Origin of the sequence: Aureimonas sp. Leaf427 (genome assembly GCF_001425485.1) — a bacterium.
GTDB lineage: Bacteria > Pseudomonadota > Alphaproteobacteria > Rhizobiales > Rhizobiaceae > Plantimonas.
The window spans coordinates 263364-279535 of record NZ_LMQW01000043.1; the positions used below are offsets into that span (position 1 = coordinate 263364).

The 16172-nt window shown below is 66.8% G+C and carries 17 protein-coding genes; 14 read left to right on the forward strand and 3 right to left on the reverse strand.

The window, feature by feature from the left end; all coding sequences use genetic code 11:
- Nucleotides 1–576: 576 nt before the first annotated feature.
- Nucleotides 577–2652 (reverse strand): lytic transglycosylase domain-containing protein, encoded by a 2076-nt coding sequence (locus tag ASG62_RS19065; RefSeq protein WP_413814222.1) that lies wholly within the window; start codon nt 2650–2652, stop codon nt 577–579.
- Between the two features lie 516 nt (nt 2653–3168).
- On the opposite strand from ASG62_RS19065, the gene dapA reads away from it, so the two are divergent.
- The 4 genes from dapA (at nt 3169) to ASG62_RS19085 (ending at nt 5388) form a co-directional block, all read left to right on the forward strand.
- Nucleotides 3169–4050, forward strand: coding sequence for a 4-hydroxy-tetrahydrodipicolinate synthase (gene dapA, locus ASG62_RS19070; RefSeq protein WP_056697215.1), 882 nt, complete (start codon nt 3169–3171; stop codon nt 4048–4050).
- Nucleotides 4051–4190: 140 nt separating this feature from the next.
- A complete protein-coding gene (gene smpB, locus ASG62_RS19075) occupies nt 4191–4664 on the forward strand; it encodes an SsrA-binding protein SmpB (protein ID WP_056697217.1) in 474 nt (157 codons plus the stop codon).
- 93 nt (nt 4665–4757) lie between these two features.
- On the forward strand, nt 4758–4985 hold the full coding sequence (locus ASG62_RS19080) for a DUF4160 domain-containing protein (protein ID WP_056697218.1): 228 nt from the start codon (nt 4758–4760) through the stop codon (nt 4983–4985).
- The gene (locus ASG62_RS19085) at nt 4978–5388 is read left to right on the forward strand and encodes a DUF2442 domain-containing protein (protein WP_056697221.1); all 411 of its coding nucleotides are present in this window, start codon (nt 4978–4980) and stop codon (nt 5386–5388) included. Before ASG62_RS19080 ends, ASG62_RS19085 begins: the two co-directional genes overlap by 8 nt.
- 7 nt (nt 5389–5395) lie before the next feature.
- Here the strand turns inward: ASG62_RS19085 and ASG62_RS19090 are convergent, their stop codons facing one another.
- Nucleotides 5396–6067: a uracil-DNA glycosylase gene (locus ASG62_RS19090; RefSeq protein WP_056697223.1), complete on the reverse strand. Its 672-nt coding sequence runs from the start codon at nt 6065–6067 to the stop codon at nt 5396–5398.
- A 19-nt stretch (nt 6068–6086) separates the two neighbouring features.
- Entirely contained in the window at nt 6087–6683 is a 597-nt protein-coding gene (locus ASG62_RS19095) for an NYN domain-containing protein (RefSeq protein WP_056697225.1), read from the reverse strand.
- Between the two features lie 269 nt (nt 6684–6952).
- Between ASG62_RS19095 and rpoZ the strand changes: the two genes are divergently transcribed.
- The 10 genes from rpoZ to nadA all read left to right on the forward strand — a co-directional run bounded on the left by rpoZ (nt 6953) and on the right by nadA (nt 16145).
- Nucleotides 6953–7357 carry a DNA-directed RNA polymerase subunit omega gene (rpoZ, locus tag ASG62_RS19100; RefSeq protein WP_056697226.1) on the forward strand — a complete coding sequence of 135 codons (405 nt, stop codon included), beginning with the start codon at nt 6953–6955 and terminating at the stop codon, nt 7355–7357.
- Between the two features lie 139 nt (nt 7358–7496).
- Entirely contained in the window at nt 7497–9710 is a 2214-nt protein-coding gene (locus ASG62_RS19105; protein ID WP_056697227.1) for a RelA/SpoT family protein, read from the forward strand.
- Nucleotides 9711–9739: 29 nt separating this feature from the next.
- Complete coding sequence (gene pyrE, locus ASG62_RS19110) at nt 9740–10318, forward strand: orotate phosphoribosyltransferase (RefSeq protein ID WP_056697228.1); 579 nt, start codon at nt 9740–9742, stop codon at nt 10316–10318.
- Nucleotides 10319–10390: 72 nt separating this feature from the next.
- On the forward strand, nt 10391–10984 hold the full coding sequence (locus ASG62_RS19115; RefSeq protein ID WP_056697229.1) for a DUF2062 domain-containing protein: 594 nt from the start codon (nt 10391–10393) through the stop codon (nt 10982–10984).
- Complete coding sequence (gene acpS / locus ASG62_RS19120; protein WP_056697231.1) at nt 10981–11388, forward strand: holo-ACP synthase; 408 nt, start codon at nt 10981–10983, stop codon at nt 11386–11388. The genes ASG62_RS19115 and acpS overlap by 4 nt, the downstream gene beginning before the upstream one ends.
- 202 nt (nt 11389–11590) lie before the next feature.
- On the forward strand, nt 11591–12340 hold the full coding sequence (gene lepB, locus ASG62_RS19125) for a signal peptidase I (protein WP_156382252.1): 750 nt from the start codon (nt 11591–11593) through the stop codon (nt 12338–12340).
- Nucleotides 12328–13032 (forward strand): ribonuclease III, encoded by a 705-nt coding sequence (rnc, locus tag ASG62_RS19130; protein ID WP_056697234.1) that lies wholly within the window; start codon nt 12328–12330, stop codon nt 13030–13032. Before lepB ends, rnc begins: the two co-directional genes overlap by 13 nt.
- Complete coding sequence (gene era, locus ASG62_RS19135) at nt 13029–13976, forward strand: GTPase Era (protein WP_056697235.1); 948 nt, start codon at nt 13029–13031, stop codon at nt 13974–13976. The genes rnc and era overlap by 4 nt, the downstream gene beginning before the upstream one ends.
- Before the next feature lie 107 nt (nt 13977–14083).
- Nucleotides 14084–14842 (forward strand): DNA repair protein RecO, encoded by a 759-nt coding sequence (gene recO / locus ASG62_RS19140; protein ID WP_056697236.1) that lies wholly within the window; start codon nt 14084–14086, stop codon nt 14840–14842.
- A 271-nt stretch (nt 14843–15113) separates the two neighbouring features.
- Nucleotides 15114–16145, forward strand: a complete 1032-nt coding sequence (nadA, locus tag ASG62_RS19145; RefSeq protein WP_413814223.1) for a quinolinate synthase NadA — start codon at nt 15114–15116, stop codon at nt 16143–16145.
- The last annotated feature ends 27 nt before the right edge of the window (nt 16146–16172 follow it).

A 16172-nucleotide genomic window follows, 5' to 3' on the forward strand; every position in this document is an offset into this window, starting at 1 on the left:
TGTTGGTTGAGATAAAGCCCCCCTTTCAGTCCCTGCCATGCGAGCCGCTTGGCGCCACTTCTTCTCCGTCTGCTCCTCACCTTGTGGAAAAGGTCCGGCAGCGGCTTAGGGGTTTTCAGCGCGACGATGGGAGAGGTGGGCGCAATCGCCCCTCATCGCCCTGCCGGGCACTTCTCCCCGGAGGGGCGAAGAAGCCTGTGCTGAGTGGTCGTGACGTCGTTTGGCAGTTCCATGACGAAGAATGGCGGAGGGCGTGCCGGGCCGGGGCGAATGAGGGTTCGCTGTGGAAGCGTGCAAGGCGGTTTCCGAGCGGGCATCTTCTCCCCTTTGGGGAGAAGGTCGCGGCAGCGGGATGAGGGGGCTTGGCGCAACAATCAAGAAAGCGGGCGCGAAGGCCCACCATCACCCTGCCGTGCACTTCTCCTCGGAGGGGAGAAGAAGCCGTTCTGCAGCGACTTCGCATGCGTTCGTCGGCTGGATCGGCCATCGAGTCGGTGCACGATTTGCTTCTCTCATAAAAAAAGGCCCCCGGATCGTCTCCGGGGGCCTTTTTCGTCGTTTCAGCGAGCGCTTTCTTCACCCCGCGCGGCGGCCGAAGACGAGGTCCTGCTGGATGTTGGAGCCGGCGCCGAGGCGCATTTTGTAGACCTGATAGTTCTCCATCACGCGCTGCACGTAGTTGCGCGTTTCGGTGAAGGGGATGCGCTCGACCCAGTCCACGACCTCCTCGATCGACTTGCCGCGCGGGTCGCCGAAGCGCTCGACCCATTCGCGGGCTCTGCGGGGGCCGGCATTATAGGCGGCGAAGGTGAGGATGTAGGAGCCGGCGAAGTTGTCGATCTGCTCGCCGAGGAAGCGCGAGCCGAGTGCGGCATTGTAGCCGGGGTCTGTCGTGAGGCGCGCGAGGGAGAAGGGCATGCCGGCCTTCTGGGCCACCGATTTCGCTGTGCCCGGCATCAGCTGAAGAAGGCCGAGCGCGCCGGCGGGCGAGCGGGCGCCGGGGTTGAACTCGGATTCCTGGCGCGCGATCGCATAGGCAAGAGCCTTGCCGGAGGCCGAGATGTTGGCGGAGGCCGGGATGACGCCGATCGGGAAGGCGAGGGCGGCCGCCGAATCGATGCCGCGCTGGTTCGCCTGCTTGCCGACCTTCAGCGCGAGATAATGGTCGCCGCGTCGCTCGGCCTGAGCGGCGAGAAGGGCGAGTTCGCCGGGGCTCGTCAACTCGTCGGCGAGCGCGCGGTAGAGGATGTTGGCGCGGCTTTCGAGGCCGAGATCCTCCAGCCGTCGGATCGCCTGCACGGCGGCGCGGCTTTCGAAGCGCTGGCGCTCGGCGGAGCTGGGCTTGGGATAGGCGACGCTGCCCTGTCCCTTGCCGAGGCGGGAGGCCGAGAGCTGGCCGTAATAGGTCGTGGAATAGGCGGCGGAGCGGCCGTAATATTGCGCGGCATTGCCGGAGCCGCTCTTATCCGCCGTTCGGCCGAGCCAGTAATAGGCGCGGCTCTGCGAGAGCGGGCGATTGGAAAGCTCGGCGATCTTGGAAAAGTGCCGCGCGGCCGTCTTCGTGTCGCCGAGGAAGGACAGTGCGATCCAGCCGGCGTGGAACTCGGCCTCCGCCGCTTCGGCCGGATTTTCCGCCGAATGGGCTGCGGCGACGCGGTAGGCGTCCTTGTAGCGGCGGCGGTCGAGAAGATCGCGCGCGATGATGCGCCGCTCGTTCCACCAGGCTTCGGCATCGACGAGCGCGTCGCGGTCGGTCGGCGCCTGGAGGAGGATGCGCGCGGCCTCTTCTACCTTGTCGGCCTTGCGGAGATATTCGACCTGCGAGAACAGGAAGCCGGGGTCAGAGCGCTGGCCGGCCGGCACGGCGGCGAGGAGCTTGGCGGCACTCTTGTCCTCGCGCACGACGGCGGCGCGCGCGGCGAAGAGGCGCTCGGCATTGGCCAGCGTCTTCAGCCGCTCGGCGTCGGAAACGCGGTCGGCATAGAGCAGCATGTCCATGCGCCGCTTGTGGTCGGCCTTGGTCAGCATGGGGCCGAAGGTCTTGAGGATCTGGCTTTCGACGGCGCGGTCCATCTTGTCCTCGCGCCAGACGCGGGCGATCACCCGGCGGGCCTCGCCGGCCTGTCCGAGTTCGATCTGCGCGCGGGCGAGCGCCATCGCGCCTTCCGCCGTCTGGGGGCGCGTGCCGGCGAAAGCCTGCACCACGTCCCGTGCCGCCGGCTGCTCGCGATAGAGCGCGCGCTCGGAATTGGCCCGCAGCGTCTTCATGCCCGGCCAGCCTTCCAGCTCGGCGGCGGCCGTGGCGATCTCGCGTGCCGGAACGTCCCGGCCGCCGTTGAGGGCGATCGCCCAGGTCAGGATCTGCCGGTCGAGCGTGCCCCGCCGCATGCCTTCGCGGATCGCCCGGGCCTTGTTCACGTCGCCGGCCGAGAGCGACTTCAGGCCGCCCGCCAGTTCGCCGGCAATGGCGCGCACGTCGCTCGGGCGCGAGGAGATCGCCGAGATCGAGGCGGTGAAGGCCTGCGCGCTCCGATCGACTTCGGCTGTGGCGGCTGCGGGCGCGGCTTGCCGGGGGGCCACGAGCGGGTTCGCCGCCGCGGGCGCGGAGCGGCCGAACCTCGCGGGATCAATGGCGACCCCGTCGCGGCTCATCGGGCGAACGGTCGGCATCGGCCCGGCCGGGGGAAGAACGGACTGCGCGCCCGCGGCCTGCACGAGCATGGTCGCGGCAAGCCCCTGCAGGAGAACGCGCTTGGTGACGGCCGGGAATAGCATGGCAACCTTTCGACGCATCAAAATGCTCGTCGGCGCGACGCCGAAAGGGCCGCGCTCTATGGTTTCCCGATTGTGCACGGGCGCCATGAACCAATCGTAAAGTCCGGTGAGAATGGCGCTTTCGGACTTCGCCGCCGCGCTTGCGTCGCTTGTTTCGATCATCGCCCTTCACTATGCTGCCGAGCTTCGTGGAAGGCAAAGCGGCCGTTTTCATGTCGGGTGGACTCTTCGGGTCCGCCGCGCTCGTGGTGCCGCTTGGCATACCCTTTCTCCGGGAGCATCCCGGCGGCAGGGTCTGCCAAGTCCGAGCGGCGCTCGAGCGTCTCGCCGGAACGTCTTCCGGCGCAAAAGTATGCCTCGCATGCGCGGGGACCGATGGGAGTAGGGCAGGGCATGTTCAAGGGTTCGATGCCGGCGCTGGTGACGCCGTTCGCCGCCGACGGTTCGCTGGACGAGGCGGCGTTTCGCGCCCTCGTCTCCTGGCAGATCGCGGAAGGCTCGCACGGTCTCGTGCCGGTCGGCACCACGGGCGAAAGCCCGACGCTGACTCACGACGAGCACAAGCATGTCGTCGAACTCTGCATCGAGGTCGCGGACAAGCGGGTTCCGGTCATCGCCGGGGCCGGCTCCAACAACACGTCGGAAGCGATCGACCTCGCCCGCTTCGCCGAGGATGCCGGGGCGGACGGTCTCCTCGTGGTGACGCCTTATTACAACAAGCCGACGCAGCGCGGCCTCTATGCGCATTACGCGGCCATCGCCAAGGCGGTGACCCTGCCGATCCTCATCTACAACATCCCCCCGCGTTCGGTCATCGACATGAGCGTCGAGACGATGGCGCGGCTTCATGCCGACTTCCCGAACATCGTCGGCGTCAAGGACGCCACGGCCAAGCTCGACCGCGTGTCGGACCAGCGCCAGGCTTGCGGGCCGGACTTTATCCAGATCACCGGCGAGGATGCGACGGCGCTGGCGCACATGGCCCTCGGCGGGCGGGGTGCGATCTCGGTGACGGCCAATGTTGCGCCGCGTCTCTGCTCGGAGTTCCAGACGGCCTGTCTCGCCGGCGATTTCGCGCGTGCGCTGGACTATCAGGACCGGCTCTTTCCGCTGCACAAGGCGATCTTCATCGAGCCCGGTGTGTCTGGCGTGAAGTACGCCCTGTCGCGCCTCGGCAAGGCCGAGAACGTGGTTCGCTCGCCGCTGATGACGATCGAGCGCTCGACGGAGGAGGCGATCGACAGCGCGCTGAGGCACGCCGGCCTTCTCAACTGAGCGTTTCGGCTGTGCCGCCCTCGGCATAGGCTGCAGGTCCGGCCGTCTCCGGTCCCGTCTGGCTGCCGGGCGGCCGCCACCCCATATCCGTCAGCCGACGGCCGGACGATCCGGCCCTCGTCGCATGAGACCGGACTTCCATGGCCAAACCCGCAAAGCAGAAGTCGAACATCGCCGCGGAGAACCGCAAGGCGCGGTTCCACTACGAGATCATGGACACGCTCGAAACCGGCATGGTCCTGACCGGCACGGAGATCAAGTCGCTGCGCGAGGGCCGGTCCACGATCGCGGAAGCCTATGCGACGGAGGAGGGCGGCGAGCTGTGGCTCATCAACTCCTACGTGCCGGAATATCTCTGGGCCAACCGGTTCAACCACGTTCCGAAGCGCCGCCGGAAGCTGCTCGTCCACAAGAAGCAGCTGAACCGGCTCGCCGGCGCCATCCAGCGAGACGGGATGACGCTCGTGCCGCTGAAGATCTACTTCAACGAGCGCGGCATGGCGAAGCTGGAGCTTGCCATCGCCCGCGGCAAGAACGCACCGGACAAGCGCGAGGCCGAGAAGGAACGCGACTGGAACCGCCAGAAGCAGCGCCTGATGAAGGAAAACCGCTGACGGATGGGATGGATATCCCCCGCAAGCGTTCGCTTGAAGCACGGCGATGCTTGCCTTGCGTAAAGCTGCGCCGTTGGCTTACGCTGTGTCCCTATGGTGACGGTTCTTCGCGAGGCCGGTTTGCGGATCGTCATCTATCTGGATGATCACGAGCCGGCCCATGTTCACGCCTATGGAGACGGCGAAGCCCGGATCGACCTCGTTCGTCTGCGGGTTCTGTCTCAGCGAGGAATGACGAGGCGTGAACTCGCGAAGACGCTATCGATCGTCACCAGCCATCATGAGTTTCTCTTGAGGAAATGGACCGAGATTCATGGCTGAGGGTCAAACCGCTACCGCGGCCTATCTGGACGCAACCCGTCGCGGCATTCGGGAGCGGAGTGCAAGTCCGATCCCGGTCTCGGTGCGCTACGACCTGTCGTCCAGGCGTGTCGTCGTGGAGTTTTCGAACGGGTCCGCGTTCTGGGTTCCGGCTCATGCCTTGCAAGGGTTGGAATCGGCCTCCGACGAGGACCTGTCGGAGGTCGAGCTTTTGGGGGAGACCGGTCTTCACTGGGAGCGGCTGGACGTGGACTTTCGCATCTCGGGTTTGATGGCGGGCATTTTCGGAACGGCCGCTTTCATGGAAGCCTCGCGGCGCGACGGCCCGTCGCAGGCGCCTGCAGGAAGTGCCGTATCGCGCCCCGATGGCGCAAAGGGCCGACGCCCCGGAACGTCCGTCTGATCCGATATCACCCGTCCAGAAACTGCCTGACGCTTGCGAAGACCGTTTCGAACATCTCCGTCGTCAGGACGCCCGTGTTCGTGTTGTAACGCGAGCAGTGGTAGCTGGAGGCGATGCGAAGGCCTGCGATGTCTTGGCGTCCGTCGTGGCGGAAGGGCGCGTCCTTCAGACGGATGCCGAGCGCGCGCAGCGTCGAATCATGGGCGATGCGCCCGAGCGTCACGACGGCGCGAAGGTTCGGCAGGCCCGTCAGCGTCGGCGTCAGGAACTGGCGGCAGGTGTTGATCTCGACCGGTAGGGGCTTGTTCTCCGGGGGAACGCAGCGGACCGCGTTCATGATCGCGGTGCCCTTCAGTTCCAGCCCGTCATCCGGGCGGGCGGCGAAGCGATCGTTGGCAAAGCCGAAGCGGCTCAGCGTCGCGTAGAGGAGGTCGCCCGCATAGTCGCCGGTGAAGGGCCGCCCGGTCCGATTGGCGCCCCGCACGCCCGGCGCCAGACCGACGATCAGAAGCTCGACGGCCGCAGGGCCGCCGGCGGGCATGAAGGTTCTGACGGGGGCGTTGTGCCAGTCCGGCTCCTTCTCGCGCCATGTCCGGCGGAACTCGACGAGACGCGGGCAGAGCGGGCAGTCGCGATCGGGCTGGGGCGGCTCGGCGCCGGAAGCGGAGACAGGTGTCAACGGTCGGCGTCCCTTCGGCTCATCCTTCCTCGTTCTGGTCGAGATCGCCGTCGTGCTCGGCGCGGCGGGCGAGACGGGCCTCGCGCTCGGCGGCGCTGCGGCCGATCTCGCTGCGAAGGCTCGCCAGATCGATGAAGTGGTCGGCCTGACGGCGCAGATCGTCGGAGATCATCGGGGGCTGCGTCGTCAGGGTGGAGACGACGGAGACCTTGCGACCCTTGCGCTGGAGCGCGGCCACGAGCGAGCGGAAGTCGCCATCGCCGGAAAAGAGCACGAAATGGTCGACCGTGTCGGACAGCTCCATCGCGTCCACGGCCAGTTCGATGTCCATATTGCCCTTGATCCGGCGGCGGCCCGCCGAATCGGTGAACTCGCGGGCCGGCTTCGTCACGAGCCGATAGCCGTTATAGTCGAGCCAGTCGATCAGCGGGCGAATCGAGGAATATTCCTGATCCTCGATCAGGGCCGTGTAGTAGTGGGCTCTCAGGAGATAGCCGCGCTTCTGGAAGGCGGTGAGCAACTTCTTGTAGTCGATGTCGAAGCCGAGGCTTCGCGAAGTCGCATAGAGATTGGCGCCGTCGATGAAGAGAGCGATCTTTTCGCGGGAGTCGAACATTCGAAAATCGATACCTGGCAAGCGTTTGGAAGACGGTGTCTCGGCTGGTGCGCGACGGGCCGGCGGCTGCTGACACGGTCCGTCCTTTTGTCTTAGGCCGCCCGCAGCGGCTTGCCAACATTGCGCTGGGGTTGCAGACCTAGCTCCCGGTTGCGGGCTTTTATCGTCGGGCGGGGTTGATTTCCCGTCCCTTGCGCTTGTGCCGTCTGCCTTATGCCGCTAAGGGACGCAGCTTACCGTCCGAGTTCAGAGCGTTAGGGGAGACAGGCATGGCCCGCGTCACCGTCGAAGACTGCGTCGACAAGATCGAGAACCGTTTCGAGCTCGTCCTGCTCGCCAGCCACCGCGCTCGCCAGATCGCTCAGGGCCAGCCCATCACGATCGACCGCGACAACGATAAAAACCCCGTCGTCGCGCTGCGCGAGATCGCCGACGAGACGCTCTCGCCCGGCGATCTGAAGGAAGACCTGATCCATTCGCTGCAGAAGCATGTCGAGGTCGACGAGCCGGAGCCGCAGGCGCCCTCGCAGGCGAGCCTGCCGGAGGATGCCTCGACCGTGTTCGGCTCGGCCGCCGACGGCGAGGAGAACATCGCCTTCGACCGCATGTCGGAAGACGAGCTTCTCGCCGGCATCGAGGGCCTGGTCGCCCCCGAGAAGAACGACGATTTCTGACCTTTCGTCGCGGTTTAGGCTTTCGGCTCCGCCGAAAGTCTTCCTATATTGAGAAGGGCGCTTCGCGGCTGCGAGGCGCCCTTTTTTCGTTCCCGCGTATCCGCCGTCCACAACACTCGCAGGATGTCTTCCCCGCCCGATGATGCGCCAATACGAACTCGTCGAGAAGGTCGCGAGCTACAAGCCCGATCTCGACGAAGCCCTCCTGAATCGCGCCTATGTCTATGCCATGCAGAAGCATGGGTCGCAGAAGCGCGCGAGCGGCGATCCGTATTTCTCCCATCCGCTGGAGGTCGCCGCGATCCTGACGGAGATGCACCTCGACGAGGCGACCATCGCGGTCGCGCTGCTGCACGACACGATCGAGGACACGGACGCCACCCGCAAGGAGATCGACCAGCTCTTCGGCTCCAAGATCGGCCAGCTCGTGGAGGGGCTGACCAAGCTGAAGCGTCTCGACCTCGTGTCGAAGAAGGCCGAGCAGGCGGAGAACCTGCGCAAGCTGCTTCTGGCCATTGCCGACGACATCCGCGTCCTTCTCGTCAAGCTCGCGGACCGGCTGCACAACATGCGCACGCTCGGCCATATGCGGCAGGACAAGCGGATGCGCATCGCGCAGGAGACGATGGACATCTATGCGCCGCTCGCCGGCCGCATGGGCATGCAGGACATGCGCGAGGAGCTGGAAGACCTCGCCTTCCGCCATGTGAACGCCGAGGCCTACGAGACGATCACCGCGCGCCTCGCCGAGCTTCGCGAGAAGCACGCCGCGACCATCGCTCAGATCGAGAAGGACCTCACCGAGCGCCTCGCGGGCAGCGGCATCACGGCCAAGGTAAAGGGCCGGCAGAAGAAGCCCTATTCGGTCTTCTCCAAGATGCAGCGCAAGGCGCTCTCGCTGGAGCAGCTTTCCGACATTTTCGGCTTTCGCGTCATCGTGGGCGACGAGGACGACTGCTACCGCACGCTCGGGATCGTGCACCGCGCCTGGCCGATGGTGCCCGGCCGTTTCAAGGACTACATCTCGATCCCCAAGCAGAACGACTATCGCTCGATCCACACGACGATCGTCGGCCCGTCGCGCCAGCGCGTGGAGCTCCAGATCCGCACGCGCGACATGCACCAGATCGCCGAGCAGGGCGTCGCGGCCCATGCGGTCTACAAGGAAGCCGAGCCCGGCCGGGAGGCGCGGGTCGTGCTCTCCACCGAATCCAACGCCTTCGCCTGGCTGCGCCGGACGATCGAGCTTCTGGCCGACGGCGACAATCCCGAGGAGTTCCTGGAGCACACCAAGCTCGAGCTCTTCCAGGACCAGGTCTTCTGCTTCACGCCGAAGGGCCGGCTGATCGCGCTGCCGCGCGGCGCGACGCCGATCGATTTCGCCTATGCCGTCCACACCGATGTCGGCGACACCTGCGTCGGCGCCAAGATCGACGGGCGCATCATGCCGGTCGTGACCGAGCTTGGAAACGGCGACGAGGTGGAGATCATCCGCTCGAAGGGCGCGACCCCGCCCGCCGCCTGGGAGACGATCGCCGTCACCGGCAAGGCGCGCGCCGCGATCCGCAAGTCGACGCGGCTCGCCATCCGCCGCCAGTACGCCGGTCTCGGCCAGCAGATGCTGGCGCGCAGCTTCTCGCGCTCGGGCAAGACCTTCACGCGCGAGGGGCTGAAGCCCTATCTCGGCAAGCTCGGCCATCGCGAGATCGACGATGCGCTGGCCGCCGTCGGCCGCGGCGAGATCGCGACGGCCGACGTGTTGCGCGCGGTGCATCCCGACTTCCAAGACAGCCGCGTCACCAAGCCCGGCGTGCGCACGGAGGAGGACGGCTGGTTCCAGCTGCGGGCGGCGACCGGCATGATGTTCCGCATCCCCTCGATCGCGGAGGCCGAGAAGCAGGGGCTCGCGATCCCGATCCGGGGCGCGGGCGTCGATACGCCGGTGCAGTTCTGCGAGGAGGGGGCCGTGCCGGGAGACCGGATCGTCGGCATCCTCGATCCCGGCCGGGGCATCACGGTCTATCCGATCCAGTCCCCCGCGCTCGCCGCCTTCGACGATCACCCCGAGCGCTGGGTGGACGTGCGCTGGGACATCTCGTCGGAGATGAGCACGCGCTTTCCCGCGCGCGTCCAGATTTCGGTGTCCAACGAGCCGGGAACGCTGGCCGAGGTCGCCGAGACGATCGCGGCCAACGACGCCAACATCCACAACCTCTCCATGGTCAAGCCCGCGCCGGACATCACGAGCATGGTCATCGACCTCGAAGTGTGGGATCTGCAGCACCTGACGCGCACGCTGAATCAGCTGCGCGCCAAGCCCTGCGTCTCCGAGGCGAGCCGCTTGAACGGCTGATCGAAGACGGCGAGACGAAAGGCAGTCGCATGGACACGCGCGAGGTGATCGACATCTTCCGGCAGGCGGGCGCCTATCTGGAGGGGCATTTCATCCTGACCTCCGGCCTGCGCAGCCCGATCTTCCTGCAGAAGGCCCGCGTCTTCATGCATGCCGACCTGACCGAGCGGCTCTGCACCGCGCTGGCGGCGCGCATCCGCGCCGAGGTGCCGGGCACGATCGACGCAGTGGTCGGCCCCGCCGTCGGCGGGCTGATCCCGGCCTACGAGACCTCGCGCCATCTGAAGGTGCCGGCCATCTGGGTCGAGCGCGAGGCGGGCGTCTTCCGCCTGCGCCGGTTCGAGATCGAGCCCGGCGCGCGCGTCGTCATCGTGGAGGATATCGTGACGACCGGACTCTCCATCCGCGAGACGGTCGAGTGCATGAAGGGGCTCGGCGTCGAGGTCGTGGCGGCCGCCTGCATCATCGACCGCTCGGCAGGCAAGGCCGATGTCGGCGTGCCCCTGATCGCGCTGGCCGAATACGAGGTGCCGGCCTATCCCGCCGATGCGCTGCCGCCGGAGCTTGCCGCAATTCCGCCGGTCAAGCCGGGTAGCCGCTCGCTGTAGGAAAAGCGGCTCCAAGGCGACCGTTCTTTCTCCCGACCCGGCGCGACCGCCTTCACGACGATCGAGATTTCCATGCTCTTCCGCCGGCGCGAGCCGCAGACATTCTGGACGAAGCTGCGCACGGCCTGCTGGCCCCGCCGGTCCTTCCGCCGATCGGCGACCTATTTGAAGAAGCGCGTGCTTCGCCTGAACGCCAAGCCGCATGCGATCGCCGCCGGCGTCGCGGCCGGCGTCCTGTCCTCGTTCACGCCCTTTCTCGGCTTTCACTTCCTCATCGCCTTCGCGCTCGCCTTCTGCCTGTCCGGCAACATGGCGGCGGCGGCGCTCGGCTGCGTCGTCGGCAATCCGCTGACCTTTCCCGCGATCTGGGCCGCGACCTACGAGGTCGGGCGCCTGATTCTCGGCGTCTCGCCCGCGCCCGGCGACGCCGCGGCTCCGTCGGGCCTCACCCATGCCCTGATGAACCGCGATCTCGCCGCGATCTGGGAGCCGATCGTCAAGCCGATGCTCGTCGGTTCGGTGCCGCTCGGCCTCGGCTTCGCCGCCGTCGCCTACGGCGTCGTCTATCTCGCCTCTCGTTCGTTCCAGCGCCGCCGTGCGATCCGCCTGCAGGAGCGCCGGGCTGCGAGCGCGCTGCCGCGCGGTCCCATGGGGAGCGCGGCTTGATCATCGGAATCGGCAGCGACCTCATCGATATCCGGCGCGTGGCCAAGGCCATCGAGCGGCATGGCGAGCGCTTCACGGACCGCATCTTCACCGAGGTCGAGCGCGCGAAATCGGACCGGCGGGCTCAGCGCGCCGCCTCCTATGCCAAGCGCTTCGCGGCCAAGGAGGCCTGCGCCAAGGCGCTCGGCACCGGGCTTTCGCGCGGCGTCTACTGGCGCGACATGGGCGTCGTCAACTTGCCCGGCGGCGCGCCGACCATGACGCTGACCGGCGGCGCGCGCGCGCGGCTCGACGCGATCACGCCGGCCGGCCACGTCCCGGTCATCCACGTGACCATCACCGACGATCACCCGCTCGCGCAGGCCTTCGTCGTGATCGAGGCGCGGCCTCTCGACGTCCCCTGACGTTCGTCAGGGATAAGTGGGACCGGTCATCCCGAACAAGACAAACGGCAACAGACGAGACGAGGGTCCGTCTGGTTCGGACTGAACCCGACGGACTCTCGATGACGCGGATTTCGAAAACGTGACGAAACGGTTTCCAGCGGGCGTCGCGGTGCTATAAGGCGCCTGCGGCCGGGCCGCGGGCGCAAGGACGAGGATAGGCATGGTCGATCGGGCCGAAACAAAAGAGAGCGGCGGCTTCGGCGAGACCATCAAGGTCATCGTCCAGGCCCTTCTGCTCGCCCTGGTGATCCGCACCGTTCTCTTCCAGCCCTTCTCGATTCCGTCGGGCTCGATGATGCCGACGCTGGTCGTGGGCGACTACATCTTCGTCTCGAAGTGGAGCTACGGCTTCAGCCGCTACTCGCTACCCTCGCTGCCGCCTTATGTCGGCTATCTGCCCTTCGAGGGCCGCGTCTTCGGCTCCGAGCCGGAGCGGGGCGACGTCGTCGTCTTCCGCAAGCCGCACGAGGAGGAGGTCGACTACATCAAGCGCCTCGTCGGCCTGCCCGGCGACCGGGTCCAGATGCGCGACGGCATTCTCTTCATCAACGACGTCGCCGTGCCGCGCGTCGCCACCGAAGACTTCATCGCCGAGGACGGAAGCCGCGTTCCGCAATATCGTGAGACCCTGCCGAACGGCGTCAGCTATCTGACGCTCGATCTCAATCCCAATTCTTCGACCGACAACACGCGCGAGTTCGTCGTGCCGCCCGGCCATTACTTCATGATGGGCGACAATCGCGACAACTCCGCCGATAGCCGGCTCGACGTCGGCTACGTCCCCGCCGAGAACCTGATCGGCAAGGCGCAGACGATCTTCTTCTCGATCGACGGCGGCGAATCGCCGCTCAAGCTCTGGCTGTGGCCGACGGAACTGCGCCCGAGCCGCTTCTTCACATGGCTCAGCTGAAGATCGACCGGTCGGCGCAGGAGCTCGAGCGCCGGATCGGCCTGCGCGTCTCGGACACGGCGCGGCTGGAGCGCGCGCTGACCCATGCGAGCCTCAAGTCGAACGCGGCGTCGAGCTACGAGCGGCTGGAGTTCCTGGGCGACCGCGTGCTCGGCCTCGTCGTCGCCGAGAAGCTCTTCGAGATGTTCCCTGCGGCCAGCGAAGGCGAGATGTCGCTGCGGCTGAACGCTCTGGTGAGCGCGGAGGCCTGCGCCGAGATCGCCGACGAGATCGGCCTCGCCCAGTTCATCCGCCACGGCGGGGACCTGAAGAAGGTCAAGGGCGAGAAGACCAAGGGCGTGCGCGCCGACGTGGTGGAGGCGCTGATCGCGGCCATCTATCTCGGCAACGGCATGGAGGACGCCCGAAGCTTCATCCTGCGCTTCTGGGCGGCGAAGTTCGAGGCGGTCGGCGAGGCGCGGCGCGACGCCAAGACCGCCCTGCAGGAATGGGTGCACACGCGCTCGACGACGCCGCCGCGTTACGTGCTGGTGGATCGCACCGGACCGGATCATGATCCCGTCTTCACGGTGCGTGCCGTGATCGAGAACGTCGAGCCGGCCGACGGCAGCGGGCGCTCCAAGCGGCTTGCCGAACAGGAGGCGGCTTCGGTGATCCTGCGTCGCGAAGGTATCTGGAAGGACGAAAGTTGAGCCAAGACGATCATCAGGACACCGCCCCCGTCGCGGCCCCGGAGGAGCGGCCGACGCGCTCGGGCTTCGTCGCCCTTCTCGGTGCGCCGAACGCCGGCAAGTCCACGCTTCTCAACCAGCTCGTCGGCACCAAGGTCTCGATCGTCACCCACAAGGTTCAGACGACGCGCGCGCTCGTGCGCGGCATCGCGATCGAGGACCGGGCGCAGATCGTCTTCGTCGACACGCCCGGCATCTTCGCGCCGAAGCGCCGGCTCGACCGCGCCATGGTGAAGACCGCCTGGGGCGGCGCCAAGGATGCCGATATCGTGGCCGCCCTCGTCGATGCCGAGCGCGGCGTCAACGACGAGGTCGAGGCGATCCTCGAGCGGCTGAAGGACAGCCGGAACCCCGTGATCCTCCTACTCAACAAGGTCGATCGCATCCAGCGCGACAAGCTTCTCGGCCTCACCAAGGACCTGACGGAGCGCGGCGTCGAGTTCGAGAAGGTCTTCATGATCTCCGCGCTGAACGGCTCGGGCTGCGCCGACCTTATGGCTTGGCTGGCGCAGCGCCTGCCGGAAGGTCCCTGGTACTATCCCGAAGACCAGATCACCGATCTGCCGATCCGCCAGCTCGCCGCCGAGATCACGCGCGAGAAGCTCTTCCTGCGCCTGCACCAGGAACTGCCCTATTCGAGCCATGTCGAGACCGAGCTCTGGCAGACGCGCGACGACGGCTCCATCCGCATCGAACAGACGATCTATGTCGAGCGCGAGAGCCAGAAGAAGATCGTGATCGGCCACAAGGGCGAGACGATCAAGGCGATTGGCCAGTCCGCGCGTCGCGAGATCGGCGAAGCAGCCGAGGAGCGCGTCCACCTTTTCCTCTTCGTGAAGGTCCGCGAGAACTGGGGCGACGACCCCGAGCGCTACCGCGAGATGGGTCTCGACTTTTCCGGCTGACGGCGCTTCGCCGATCGGGCCGGAATCCCATATGATCGTGGAGGCGGGGCGGCGGATCGTCCTTCCTGCGAACGGGTTGCAGGCAGGCTTGGCGAAGGCGTCCGATCATGGAATGGCGTGAGGAGGGGATCGTCCTCGGCGTGCGGCGCCAGGGCGAGACGAGTGTCGTCGTGGAACTGATGACGCGCGATCGGGGCCGGCATCTCGGTCTCGTGCGCGGCGGGCGGTCGCGCAAGCAGCAGCCGGTGCTCCAGCCCGGCAACCAGGTCGAGGCGACCTGGCGCGCGCGGCTCGACGAGCATATGGGCACCTTCGTCATCGAGCCGGTCGAGCTTCGGGCGGCGCGCCTGATGGAAACGCCGATCGGGCTCCACGGCATCCAACTTCTCGCCGCGCATCTGCGGCTCCTGCCCGAGCGCGATCCTCATCCCCGGCTCTACGACGGACTGGCCATCATCGCCGAGCATCTCGGCGATGCCGGACGATCGGGCGAACTGATCCTGCGTTTCGAACTGGCGCTTCTCGAAGAGCTCGGCTTCGGCCTCGATCTCGGCGCCTGCGCAGCCACCGGGTCTCGCGAGGACCTCGTCTATGTCTCGCCGAAATCGGGTCGTGCGGTGAGCCGGGGGGCGGGCCTGCCTTGGCACGACCGCATGCTGGCTTTGCCGGAGTTCCTGGCGCGGGAGGGCGGGCGCGCCGACGAGACGGCGCTCGCCGACGGCTTTCGCCTGACGCGCCATTTCTTCGCCCGCCACGTCTGGGATGCGCGCGGCATCGACGAGCCGCCGTCGCGCGAAGGTGTCCTTGCCGCGATCCGGGCGGCAAGCGTTCACGCCGCCGCGCTCGGCACTGGTCCCGCTGCTTAGAGGACGCGGATCGGGACGTGCGTCCGACCGCGGAGCCGTTCGGCAACCGGGCCGATGGCGTTCATGGGCCGTTGCAACCGAGCACTCTTGTCACGGCTCGAAGAAGCGAATATCTGAAAGTTTAGCCGGGCAGGGAGCCCGGTCTTCTCGGCGCCACCTTATGCTCATCGTGAGTATATCCGGCGCCACCTTCGCGGTAGGGAGAGCGGCGATGGTGCATATGAGCGAAACGACAGCGCGGGGCCCCGACGCCTTCGGCTTTCTGCCCGGCATGGCCGCATCCGCCTTCGAGCCGGTCGAGCGTCCCGATCTGTCCTACACGCCCGAGGTCGCGGCCGAGACCGAGCATCTCTATGCCCGCGTCGCCCATCATATCCCGCGCATCGAATGGCCGCTCCATGCGCCCTATGTCGCCGCGATCAACCGGCTGAAGGCGCAGCGCGGCGCGGTCATCCTCGCCCACAACTATCAGACGCCGGAAATCTTCCACTGCGTCGCCGATATCGTCGGCGACTCGCTGCAGCTTGCCCGCATGGCGAGCGAGGTCGATGCCAAGGTGATCGTGCAGTGCGGCGTGCACTTCATGGCCGAGACCTCGAAGCTCCTGAACCCGGACAAGACGGTTCTGATCCCCGATCTCCGCGCGGGCTGCTCGCTGGCCGAATCGATCACCGGGCGGGACGTCCGGCTCCTGAAGGAGCGTTATCCGGGCGTGCCGGTGGTCACCTACGTCAACACCTCGGCCGACGTGAAGGCGGAGTCCGACATCTGCTGCACGTCGTCCAATGCGGTGGCCGTGGTCGAGAGTCTCGGCGTCGACACCGTGCTCCTCATCCCCGACGAGTATCTGGCGCAGAACGTCGCCGCGCAGACCAAGGTGAAGATCCTCACCTGGAAGGGCCATTGCGAGGTGCACGAGCGCTTCACCGCGGCCGAGCTTCAAGCCTATCGCGACGCCGATCCCGCGATCGAGATCATCGCCCATCCCGAATGCCCGCCGGAGGTCGTCGCGATCGCCGATTACACCGGCTCGACCAAGGGCATGATCGACTATGCCAAGGGCCGCAAACCCGGCGCCAAGGTGCTGCTCGTCACCGAATGTTCCATGGCTTCCAACATCGAGGGCGAGGCGCCCGGCGTCACCTTCATCAAGCCCTGCAATCTCTGTCCGCACATGAAGCGCATCACGCTGCCGAAGATCCTCGACAGCCTTCTGACCATGACGCACGAGGTCGAGGTCGATCCCGCGCTTGCCTACCGCGCCCGCCTCGCCGTGGAGCGCATGGTGAACCTCAAGGTCTGAGCGGCTGCCGGAGGCTTGGAGGACGCC

Excerpts from the sequence above, each read along its gene's own strand:
- rnc (WP_056697234.1), top strand. The coding sequence starts at position 12,328 with ATGGCTCAGCTGAAGATCGACCGGTCGGCGCAGGAGCTCGAGCGCCGG.
- ASG62_RS19095 (WP_056697225.1), bottom strand. The coding sequence starts at position 6,683 with ATGTTCGACTCCCGCGAAAAGATCGCTCTCTTCATCGACGGCGCCAAT.
- smpB (WP_056697217.1), top strand. The coding sequence starts at position 4,191 with ATGGCCAAACCCGCAAAGCAGAAGTCGAACATCGCCGCGGAGAACCGC.
- ASG62_RS19085 (WP_056697221.1), top strand. The coding sequence starts at position 4,978 with ATGGCTGAGGGTCAAACCGCTACCGCGGCCTATCTGGACGCAACCCGT.
- ASG62_RS19080 (WP_056697218.1), top strand. The coding sequence starts at position 4,758 with ATGGTGACGGTTCTTCGCGAGGCCGGTTTGCGGATCGTCATCTATCTG.
- pyrE (WP_056697228.1), top strand. The coding sequence starts at position 9,740 with ATGGACACGCGCGAGGTGATCGACATCTTCCGGCAGGCGGGCGCCTAT.
- ASG62_RS19115 (WP_056697229.1), top strand. The coding sequence starts at position 10,391 with ATGCTCTTCCGCCGGCGCGAGCCGCAGACATTCTGGACGAAGCTGCGC.
- recO (WP_056697236.1), top strand. The coding sequence starts at position 14,084 with ATGGAATGGCGTGAGGAGGGGATCGTCCTCGGCGTGCGGCGCCAGGGC.
- nadA (WP_413814223.1), top strand. The coding sequence starts at position 15,114 with ATGGCCGCATCCGCCTTCGAGCCGGTCGAGCGTCCCGATCTGTCCTAC.
- dapA (WP_056697215.1), top strand. The coding sequence starts at position 3,169 with ATGTTCAAGGGTTCGATGCCGGCGCTGGTGACGCCGTTCGCCGCCGAC.
- ASG62_RS19105 (WP_056697227.1), top strand. The coding sequence starts at position 7,497 with ATGATGCGCCAATACGAACTCGTCGAGAAGGTCGCGAGCTACAAGCCC.
- rpoZ (WP_056697226.1), top strand. The coding sequence starts at position 6,953 with ATGGCCCGCGTCACCGTCGAAGACTGCGTCGACAAGATCGAGAACCGT.
- lepB (WP_156382252.1), top strand. The coding sequence starts at position 11,591 with ATGGTCGATCGGGCCGAAACAAAAGAGAGCGGCGGCTTCGGCGAGACC.
- ASG62_RS19065 (WP_413814222.1), bottom strand. The coding sequence starts at position 2,652 with ATGAGCCGCGACGGGGTCGCCATTGATCCCGCGAGGTTCGGCCGCTCC.